This is a genomic window from Nocardia sp. NPDC059764, assembly GCF_042732555.1.
Taxonomy (GTDB): Bacteria; Actinomycetota; Actinomycetes; order Mycobacteriales; family Mycobacteriaceae; genus Nocardia.
Genome location: NZ_JBHWHH010000073.1, coordinates 23,821 through 32,568, shown reverse-complemented (window position 1 = coordinate 32,568; position 8,748 = coordinate 23,821). Strand labels below are relative to the sequence as shown.

The window sequence follows — 8,748 nt, the reverse complement described above, 5'->3', positions numbered from 1 at the left end:
CCGCTGGCGAAAGCCCGCCGCTGATGAAAGCCTGCCGCCGGCGTGAGGCCCGCCGCAGGCGAACTTGCCTGCCGCAGGCGGCAATCCCGCCGCAGGCGATTACCCCTGCCGGAGGCAGCACCCCGCCTGGGGCGGGAACCACAAGAGTTTCTACTTGTCCTGGCAGGCGGCCGAGTCGAGCTTGGCGGCCTTGACGATGCTGCAGGCGTAGTTGTGGTCGATCTTCCAGTCGGTGCCGTCGGCGACGAAGGAGACGGTCGCGTTCTGGACCGGCTTGCCGTCGATGGTGACGTCGGCGTCGGCCTTGAGCTTGCCCTCGGCGGGGTCGCCCACATTGGTGATCTTGATCTTGACGTTGTTGGCCTTGGCGGCGTCGACCAGCTTCTGGGCGAGCTGCGGGTCCAACCCGGCGTTCTCGATCCAGTCGGTCTTGGTCTTGGAGTCGATCGACGGGTCGAACGCCTTGGTGACCTTGTCGTTCAGGTCCGCGACCGAGGGCTTGGGCAGGTCGGCAACCGTGGTGGGGGCCGGGGCCGCGCCGGTGACCTTGGCGTCGCCGCCGTCGGTGCTGCCGTCGAACTTGCCGGCGGGCGCGGCCGAGGTGGTGGCGGCGGCCTTGGTGGTGTCATCGGACTTGCTGCAGGCCACCAGGCCGAAGGCCGAGGTGGCCAGCATCAGCGCGGCGGTCGCGCGGAAAACGGTGTGCTTCAACGAAATTCTCCCCGTGATTTCAGAGCTGGTAACCGGTGGTGCAGTTCCAGTGAATGATGGTGGCGCCGGCGGAGTTCCGGTTGAGCGCCTGGTTCTTGGCGGCGATCCGCGAGGACGCGGCGCCGAAGGTGTAGTAGCCGTCGCGCGAGGAGTAGGCGACCGCGCCGCAGCCGTTCGAGAAGCGCGCGACGATCTTGCAGTCGTCATAGGTGCACGAGCTCATGGCGGCGTTCTGCGCCGCGGGGCTGTCGGAATAGTCGTAGGAGTAGCCGATACGACCGGTCGACACCGACAGCGCGATGGCGCCGTAGTTGTAGTCCTGGTAGGCGTTGGCCGGAGCAGCGGTCCCAGCGAGCAGGGAACCGGCGGCCGCGACCATCACGGCTGCGCCGCTGACGATCTTCTTCAAGGTGTTGCCCTTCTTGTGCTTTCGGGTCCACGACCCTATGGACCGAGGGATCAAGTTACCGATCCGGAAGTGTTGACGCCAACCGGCATCTGTGGTTGGTGCGGCGGCAGCGCGTTGCGGGCCGCCTCCGGCTGTGTTGTCACATCCGGTGCCAGCTCATGATCAGCGGCGGTCCTTATGGGAGACCGTTTGGTTTCCTTAATGCCCCGGTGCGAAGCCGGACAACCCGGACTAAGGTCCCCCTTATGAATATGGCCCAACGTGAGCGCCAGGCCCTGGTTCAGGCGATGGCCGAAGCCGGCCCCGACGCGCCGACCCTGTGCGGGGAGTGGACGGCCCGGGATCTGGCCGCGCACTTGGTCGTTCGTGAGCGTCGCCCGGACGCCGCCCCCGGCATCCTGCTCGAGCCGTTCGCCCCGTATCTGGACCGCGTGCAGCGCAAGGTCACGAAGCGCCCGTTCGCGCAGCTGCTCGACGAGGTGCGCTCCGGCCCGCCGTTCTACCTGCGCCCGGTCGACGCCCTGATGAACACCACCGAGATGTTCGTCCACCACGAGGACGTCCGCCGCGGCGCGCCCGGCTGGGAGCCTCGCACCCTGTCCGCCGCCGACGAGGACCGGCTGTGGAAGGTGCTGACGGGCGTGGCCCGCATGGCTTATCGCAAGTCGCCGATCACCATCGCGCTGGCCACGCCGGACGGGCGCCGCACGGTGGCGCGGCAGGCCGGGGATCGGACGGTCGTGCTGGCCGGTCCGCCCTCGGAGCTGCTGTTGCACGCGTTCGGTCGCAACGCGGTCCGTCTGGAGGCGACCGGCGCGCCGGAGGATGTCGAGTTGGTGCACGCGCTCGACCGCAGCGTCTAATCTGCCCAGAACGGTGCGCGGCACCCCGCTGACCCGGTGGTTTCCCGCCTGATCGCGGCGTCGACGGCGGTTTTTCGTTGTGATCGCCACAGTTTCTGATTCGGGTGGGCCGGGTGTTGCGGATGGTCCGGGTGGTGCTGTTGCGGCTAGCCTGGGACGCATGGCAGGTAAGGCCCGCACCGGAACGTCACGTACGCGAGCGGGGGCCACGCGGGGGCAGACTCCCGCGCAGTCCCGCGCGCGCACCCAACGCACCCCGGCCAAGGGCCGCGGCACCGCGGCGCGCAAGGCACCGGCCCGGCGGCCGGCGCCTCGGCGGGCGCCGTCCAATACGGCCCCGCTGGCGGTGGTCCGGCGTGGTGTGACCAGCGGCTGGACCATGATGGCGCGGGGCCTGGGCGCGACGACGCGGGCGGTCAGCCGGGCGGGGGAGATCGAGCACGGCCACCGGCGTGACGGGATCGCGCTCGGCCTGGTGGCTTTCGCCTTCCTGATCGTGGCGGCGGTGTGGCTGTCGGCGGGCGGCCCGGTCGGGCACTGGGTCGATGCCGCGGTGCGGGCGGTGTCCGGATCGGCTTCGGCGGCACTGCCGTTCGTGCTGGTGGCGATCGCGGTGATTCTGATGCGCACCGAGCCGCAGCCGGAGATCCGGCCGCGTCTGGTGCTGGGCGGCCTGATGGCGGGTCTGCCGATCCTGGGTTTGTGGCATCTGGCCGCGGGTTCCCCGTCGGACGCGCACGGTCGCGCGCACGCCGCCGGTTTCGTCGGTTACGTGGTGGGCGGCCCGCTCTCGGAGGGCCTGTCCGCGTTCCTGGCGGTCCCGCTGCTCATGCTGGCCATCGGTTTCGGCCTGCTGCTGTTGACCGGCACCCAGGTCCGGGATGTGCCGGAACGCCTGCGGGAGATCTTCGGCACCAGCGCGGGCGGCGACGAGTACGACCGCTACTCCGACGACCCCTACGATCCGTCCAACTACGACGCGGACGGTTTCCCGCTGCACGCTCCCGAGGTGCGCAAGCGTCGCGGCCGCACCCCGTCGGAGAACTATCCGGCCGACGAGTTCGGTGGTTCGGACGCGGTGACCGAGATCCTCGGCGAGCCTCCGTTGCAGGACGCGAAGGAGATCGTCCAGCCGGAGGAGAAGCCCAAGCCCGCCCCGGTGAAGGCCAAGCCCCCCAAGCCCGCTCCCGCGGTGGTCGACCAGACCCCGCCTCCGCCGGAGCAATTGGAGTTCGTCACCGACCGCGAGGTGGATGGCGATTACACGCTGCCGTCGCTGAACCTGCTGACCGACGGCGATCCGCCGAAGAAGCGCAGCGCGGCAAACGAATCCATGATCGAGGCCATCACCGAGGTGCTGGTCCAGTTCAAGATCGACGCCGCGGTCACCGGTTTCGTGCGCGGCCCGACGGTCACCCGCTACGAGGTGGAGCTGGGCCCGGGCGTGAAGGTCGAGAAGATCACCGCGCTGGCCCGCAACCTGGCCTACGCGGTGGCCACCGAGAACGTGCGCCTGCTGGCCCCGATCCCGGGCAAGTCGGCCGTCGGTATCGAGGTCCCCAACGCCGACCGCGAATTGGTGCGCCTGGCCGATGTATTGAAGGCTTCCAGCACCCGCAACGACCATCACCCGCTGGTGATCGGCTTGGGCAAGAACATCGAAGGCGAGTTCGTCACCGCGAATCTGGCGAAGATGCCGCACTTGCTGGTGGCCGGTTCCACCGGTTCTGGTAAGTCCAGTTTCGTCAACTCGATGCTGGTCTCGCTGCTGTGCCGCGCCACCCCCGAGGAGGTGCGCATGATCCTCATCGACCCGAAGATGGTGGAACTGACGCCCTACGAGGGCATTCCGCACCTGATCACCCCCATCATCACCCAGCCCAAGAAGGCCGCCGCCGCGCTGGCCTGGCTGGTGGAGGAGATGGAGCAGCGCTATCAGGACATGCAGGCCAGCAAGGTCCGCCACGTCGACGACTTCAACCGCAAGGTGAAGTCGGGTCAGATCACCACTCCGCTGGGCAGCGAAAGGGTGTATCGCCCTTACCCGTACATCCTGGCCATCGTCGACGAGCTCGCCGACCTCATGATGACCGCGCCCCGCGATGTCGAGGACGCCATCGTCCGCATCACCCAGAAGGCCCGTGCCGCGGGCATTCACCTGGTGCTGGCGACCCAGCGTCCGTCGGTGGACGTGGTGACCGGTCTGATCAAGACGAACGTCCCCTCCCGCCTCGCCTTCGCCACGTCCTCGCTGACCGACTCCCGAGTCATCCTCGATCAGCCCGGCGCGGAGAAGCTGATCGGCATGGGTGACGGCCTGTTCCTCCCCATGGGCGCGAGCAAACCGACCCGTCTCCAGGGCGCTTTCATCTCCGACGAGGAGATCGCCGGCGTCGTCGACTTCGCCAAGACCCAGGCCGAGCCCGACTATCAGGAGGGCGTCACCGCCGCCAAGGCGGGCGAGAAGAAGGACGTCGACCCCGATATCGGCGACGACCTCGACCTCCTCCTGCAAGCCGTCGAACTGGTGGTCACCTCCCAGTTCGGCTCGACCTCCATGCTCCAGCGCAAACTCCGCGTCGGCTTCGCCAAGGCGGGCCGCCTCATGGACCTGATGGAGACCAGGGGAGTGGTCGGCCCGTCGGAAGGCTCCAAGGCCCGCGACGTTCTCATCAAGCCCGACGAACTCGACGGCCTGCTCTGGACCATTCGAGGCGGAGGCGAACCACCCACGGACGGCGCTGAACCCGAGTAGCTTCGAGCCGTCCGCTCCACATCGAAGCTCCCCCGCAGTACCCCTGATCTGAATCCTGTGGCACGCGGGGGAGTTTCGTCGCACCAGAGCCGGAGTGCCGAAGGCGCCGCCAATTCAGCCGCGCGGCAGATCGAACCCCCCGCCGCGACGGCCACGCCGAACGCATCCCACTGCCCGGCCGTGAACACATGCGCCGCACGCCCGGCAAGGTCGTCATCGACGGCATCACCACGATCGCCGACCGCCAAGTCTTCGCCCTACGCCTCCTCCAAGCCCGCGACGAATCCCTCGTAGGCACACCGTTCTTCGCGAACCACAGCGACACAGCCCGCTGGCTCGACGACCTCACCCCCGCCTTCGCCCCCCGATTCCCCTACGAGCAACCATGAATATCGAACCTCCCAGCCGCAACGGCCCCGATAAACGCATCCCACTGCCCCGCGGTGAAAACATGCGCCGCCCCACCGGGATCCTTGGAATCGCGAACCCCGATCCGACCGCCGGCCAGGAACGCGGCCTCGACGCACTCCTTGCTACCGCCGCTTCGGCTGCTCTTGAACCACCGTGCGCCGTCTAGGTCGTCGTTCACGCGCTGTACTCCCTTGCTATCTCGCGCACCAGGTCTCTGCTGCTCGACTCATCCAGCGCAGCCCGCTGGAGAACTCTGTACGCCTCGACATAGCGATCGACGACATCGCGCTTCTCCGAGTACATGTCGCTCGAATAGCCCTCGCTGTAGATCGTGGTCGGAGCTACCGGCTGGCCGCGCCCGTCCGTCGTGAAATCGATGATCACGAACGGTCCGGTCTGATCGCCGGTCGGCATCCCGGCGGAGAACGGAAGGATGCGGAGGGTGACGTTGGGCAAAGTGCTCGCCTCGGCGAGGCGTTTGAGCTGGTCTGACATTATCTTCGGACCGCCGATCACCCTGCGCAACACAGTTTCTCCGAGCACCATGTTCAGCTGCGGCTTCTTGAGGTTGTGTGTGAGGATGCGCTGCCTGCGTGCCTTCAACTCCAAACGGCCCGCGAGGTCGTCCTCTCCGTCCTCGGGGTTGGCGGTGTAGGCGAGCACGCGTGCGTAAGGGCGTGTCTGGACCAGGCCGGGGATGAGGTCTGGTTGGTAGGTCGTCAGCACCGCCGCAGCGGATTCCATGTCCACATAGATCCGGAAGTCGTCCGGCAGAACGCGACTGAACTCGTGCCACCAGGACTTCCCGGCGGCGGTCTCGGCCAGTCCGCGTAGGTGCGCAGCCTGGCGATCATCTATCTGATAGAGCCGAATCAGCAGGTCCAGATCGGGCCGACGGATCTTCGCGACCTCGCCGGCCTCATGCCGCTGGAGCTTGCTCTTGCTCCAGTCCATCTGTCTGCCCGCCTGTTCCAGCGTGAACCCGGCTTCCTCGCGGGCGGACTTCAGGTACCTGCCGAGCTGGCGGCGGGTGAGGGTGCCTTCGCTTTCGGACATGGAATTTCCCGCTCTCGGGTCATCACGCTTCCCGCTCCGCGACGATGGCGCTTCCCGGAGCGGGAATATCATCTCACCGTTCGGGGGTCGAAACCTGGTGAAACAGAGGAAAAATCCGGGATCCCGCTTTTCACTTCCCGTATCCTCGCAGCCTCGCTCCACTTGATTCATGACGATCCAGCGAGACCAGCGGTCGGACCCGAAGGCGTCCTGGGTCAACGACGACTGCCAGAACGGTTCGATCTTCCCCATCTCCCGGCGACGCGCCCAAGGCATCCGAAAGATCCACGCCACCTGCGACCCGCCGTGTCCGCGCGCGGAAAGCGCCCGCAGCTATCTCGAAGGAGGCCAGGCCCAATGCCCGCGCACGTGACAGGCGAGACCCCGCTCGACCGCCAGTTCTGACTGTACCGGGAACTCTACGGCCTCCCCTGCCGAATCTCCGGCTCCCGAATCACCTTGTCCACCACCGACGTCACCGCGATGAGCGCCCCACCCGCCCTCGCCGCCGCGATCGACGACGAACTGTTCTGGACCAAACGGACCACCCCCATCCTCGACGAGCATCCCGCCACCGGCCCCCTGATCCTCCTCGCCGCCCCCACCCAACTCGACATCACCCTCCCCGCCAACGATTTCCGCACCCGCGCCCACTGCGAATTCCTCCCGCCAGGCAGGCACCTCACCCTCCCCGCCCCACGCGGTCCCGGCAGATCCTCATCGACCTGGTTCAGATACCCCCAATGGGAGACCCTCCAGCCCCTCACCACAGTCCTCCGCGCCCTCCGAATCGCCCTCCGCGAAACTCCCCGCACCTACCCGTTCTAGCTCCGGGAGACTCCAATGCTCGCCGAAATGCTGATCGCTGCAATAGTTTTCATCTGTCTGGCCCTCTTCCTCTCCCGCCCCGGCCGCCACTTCCTCCACCGGCCCCCTCCGAACCCTCACTCGGTGGCCGCGATCCGGGCCCGCCTGGAGGGCGAGAAGCGCGTAGCCGCGGCTTCGAAAAGTGAGGCGGCCCGACTCTCCGCCGAATTCGCTTGATCCCGGTTGTACCGTTGACCTTGGGGGAGTGCCATCAGGCTCCCGTTGTGGGACAAGGCAGCACAGCATGGCTGAAGACAGTGATACGGCCGGACTACGCACCATTCGACCACCTGATGCGTCACAGACAGCCCTTGTGTACTCGCACCCCAGATCTCGGCCGAGAGATCGCGTATTGCGGGCTGGGAGCCTGATCAAGGCCATGGACTCCGCGATCCTCGATTCCCCGTATCGGAACAACGCCTTCCGGCTCGCGGCGCTGCGCATCGATACCGAGGACCGTCGGGTACGGAATATGGTCACCGAACTGGAGGCTGGTGGCAGAAGGAGCCGGCGACTCATCCAGCCGACCGTCCTGCCGGTGATCCCACAGCCGCCGATCACCGAGATGACAGCCGCACTCGAAAAGCTCGGCAACCCTGCCGATCGATTGATCGACGAACTGCTCTGGTTCTGGCCTACGGACTACGTGGACCCGGCGACCGACGGTATCGACAGCGCGAACCGACGCTGGCTCGAACGATTGCCCTCCGACCCGATCGCCGCCCACAACCTCGCTGTTCTCCGGCACATCGAGGCGATCGAGACACCGCGCGGCGAGTATCCCGAAACCTGGCTGGACGCCCTCACCGCCTGGGACATGGCGATCGGCTCGGACGAAACCTGGCAGTGGCTGGGCGAGCGCGCCGAACGGATCGGCCGCAGTCGATACCGGACAACTTCGCCCGAACTTGACCGGATCCGCATGTATCTGCCCGCGGCCGTGCTGCGAATCCACACCAATACGATCGCCCACACCATACTCGCCGGCCAGATGGCCTCCGCCGAAATGCAATTCGATGTGCTCGACGAGTTCCGGGCGCAGATCGTCATGTACCCGAGCGTGTTCGACTTCACCGACATCGACTTCGCGCGTAACGAGCACATTCGGCAACTGGAGCTGCACCGGCGGCGCCGCTACGGACGGGCGTGCCGCACTGCCGAAAGGAGGCCGAAGGAAGCGCTCCTCGAGGCTCGGAGACTATTGAAGGAAGAGCGCGGAGCGCGGGAGTACTTCCATTCGATACCCATGGATGATTCGGCGACGTTGCGCTCGTCCGATTCCCGAACCGCCGACACCGCGATCAAATGCGTCGTCGCCTACTTCGACGCGACCAAGGACATCGAAGGGGCGCGTGAGGTGCTGGCTGAGACCATGCCATTTGCCGTGGGCGCACAACTGGCAGAACGCCTCGACCGGACGACAGGCGACCTCGAAAAGGAATGGCTGGAGTACATCTGCCGGTTCTGCCGTGTACGGCGAGGTGTGGTGGGGGCAGAGTACAGCCAGTTCCTGAGCAGGCCGAGCTACCGCCGCTACTTCCCCAGACAGGAAGTCGTATACGACCATGTCGAGGTCGCTGTCCCTCGCTGCAAAGGATGTCGCGCCGTAGAATTCGTCGTTCTACTTGCGGATTTCCCTCGGACGTAACCGATCCAGGTCGGCAGCGCATCCTCGC

General features: G+C 66.7%; 10 protein-coding genes. 6 read left to right on the top strand and 4 right to left on the bottom strand.

Annotation, left to right across the window (positions count from 1 at the left end; translation table 11 throughout):
• Positions 1-150: 150 nt before the first annotated feature.
• Both ACFV4K_RS18165 and ACFV4K_RS18160 read right to left on the bottom strand, forming a co-directional pair.
• Positions 151-711, bottom strand: a complete 561-nt coding sequence (locus ACFV4K_RS18165) for a hypothetical protein (RefSeq protein WP_357097261.1) — start codon at positions 709-711, stop codon at positions 151-153.
• 19 nt (positions 712-730) lie between these two features.
• Positions 731-1,120, bottom strand: coding sequence for a DUF4189 domain-containing protein (locus tag ACFV4K_RS18160; protein ID WP_379276161.1), 390 nt, complete (start codon positions 1,118-1,120; stop codon positions 731-733).
• 245 nt (positions 1,121-1,365) lie between these two features.
• Here ACFV4K_RS18160 and ACFV4K_RS18155 point away from each other — a divergent pair, with 245 nt between their 5' ends.
• The 3 genes from ACFV4K_RS18155 (at position 1,366) to ACFV4K_RS18145 (ending at position 5,127) form a co-directional block, all read left to right on the top strand.
• Positions 1,366-1,983, top strand: a complete 618-nt coding sequence (locus tag ACFV4K_RS18155; protein WP_379276159.1) for a TIGR03085 family metal-binding protein — start codon at positions 1,366-1,368, stop codon at positions 1,981-1,983.
• Positions 1,984-2,143: 160 nt separating this feature from the next.
• Positions 2,144-4,738 (top strand): DNA translocase FtsK 4TM domain-containing protein, encoded by a 2,595-nt coding sequence (locus tag ACFV4K_RS18150; protein ID WP_379276157.1) that lies wholly within the window; start codon positions 2,144-2,146, stop codon positions 4,736-4,738.
• 188 nt (positions 4,739-4,926) lie between these two features.
• Positions 4,927-5,127 (top strand): hypothetical protein, encoded by a 201-nt coding sequence (locus tag ACFV4K_RS18145; protein ID WP_379276155.1) that lies wholly within the window; start codon positions 4,927-4,929, stop codon positions 5,125-5,127.
• Here the strand turns inward: ACFV4K_RS18145 and ACFV4K_RS18140 are convergent.
• Complete coding sequence (locus tag ACFV4K_RS18140) at positions 5,112-5,327, bottom strand: DUF397 domain-containing protein (RefSeq protein ID WP_379276153.1); 216 nt, start codon at positions 5,325-5,327, stop codon at positions 5,112-5,114. The two genes, ACFV4K_RS18145 and ACFV4K_RS18140, sit on opposite strands and share 16 nt — an antisense overlap.
• Entirely contained in the window at positions 5,324-6,205 is an 882-nt protein-coding gene (locus ACFV4K_RS18135; protein WP_379276151.1) for a helix-turn-helix domain-containing protein, read from the bottom strand. Before ACFV4K_RS18135 ends, ACFV4K_RS18140 begins: the two co-directional genes overlap by 4 nt.
• A 169-nt stretch (positions 6,206-6,374) precedes the next feature.
• Between ACFV4K_RS18135 and ACFV4K_RS18130 the strand changes: the two genes are divergently transcribed.
• From ACFV4K_RS18130 to ACFV4K_RS18120, 3 genes are all read left to right on the top strand, one after another.
• Positions 6,375-6,578, top strand: a complete 204-nt coding sequence (locus ACFV4K_RS18130) for a hypothetical protein (protein WP_379276150.1) — start codon at positions 6,375-6,377, stop codon at positions 6,576-6,578.
• 86 nt (positions 6,579-6,664) lie between these two features.
• On the top strand, positions 6,665-7,033 hold the full coding sequence (locus ACFV4K_RS18125) for a hypothetical protein (RefSeq protein ID WP_379276148.1): 369 nt from the start codon (positions 6,665-6,667) through the stop codon (positions 7,031-7,033).
• Positions 7,034-7,451: 418 nt separating this feature from the next.
• The gene (locus ACFV4K_RS18120; protein WP_379276146.1) at positions 7,452-8,720 is read left to right on the top strand and encodes a hypothetical protein; all 1,269 of its coding nucleotides are present in this window, start codon (positions 7,452-7,454) and stop codon (positions 8,718-8,720) included.
• Positions 8,721-8,748: the final 28 nt, after the last annotated feature.

Excerpts from the sequence above, each read along its gene's own strand:
- ACFV4K_RS18155 (WP_379276159.1), top strand. The coding sequence starts at position 1,366 with ATGAATATGGCCCAACGTGAGCGCCAGGCCCTGGTTCAGGCGATGGCC.
- ACFV4K_RS18150 (WP_379276157.1), top strand. The coding sequence starts at position 2,144 with ATGGCAGGTAAGGCCCGCACCGGAACGTCACGTACGCGAGCGGGGGCC.
- ACFV4K_RS18145 (WP_379276155.1), top strand. The coding sequence starts at position 4,927 with ATGCGCCGCACGCCCGGCAAGGTCGTCATCGACGGCATCACCACGATC.
- ACFV4K_RS18135 (WP_379276151.1), bottom strand. The coding sequence starts at position 6,205 with ATGTCCGAAAGCGAAGGCACCCTCACCCGCCGCCAGCTCGGCAGGTAC.
- ACFV4K_RS18130 (WP_379276150.1), top strand. The coding sequence starts at position 6,375 with ATGACGATCCAGCGAGACCAGCGGTCGGACCCGAAGGCGTCCTGGGTC.
- ACFV4K_RS18120 (WP_379276146.1), top strand. The coding sequence starts at position 7,452 with ATGGACTCCGCGATCCTCGATTCCCCGTATCGGAACAACGCCTTCCGG.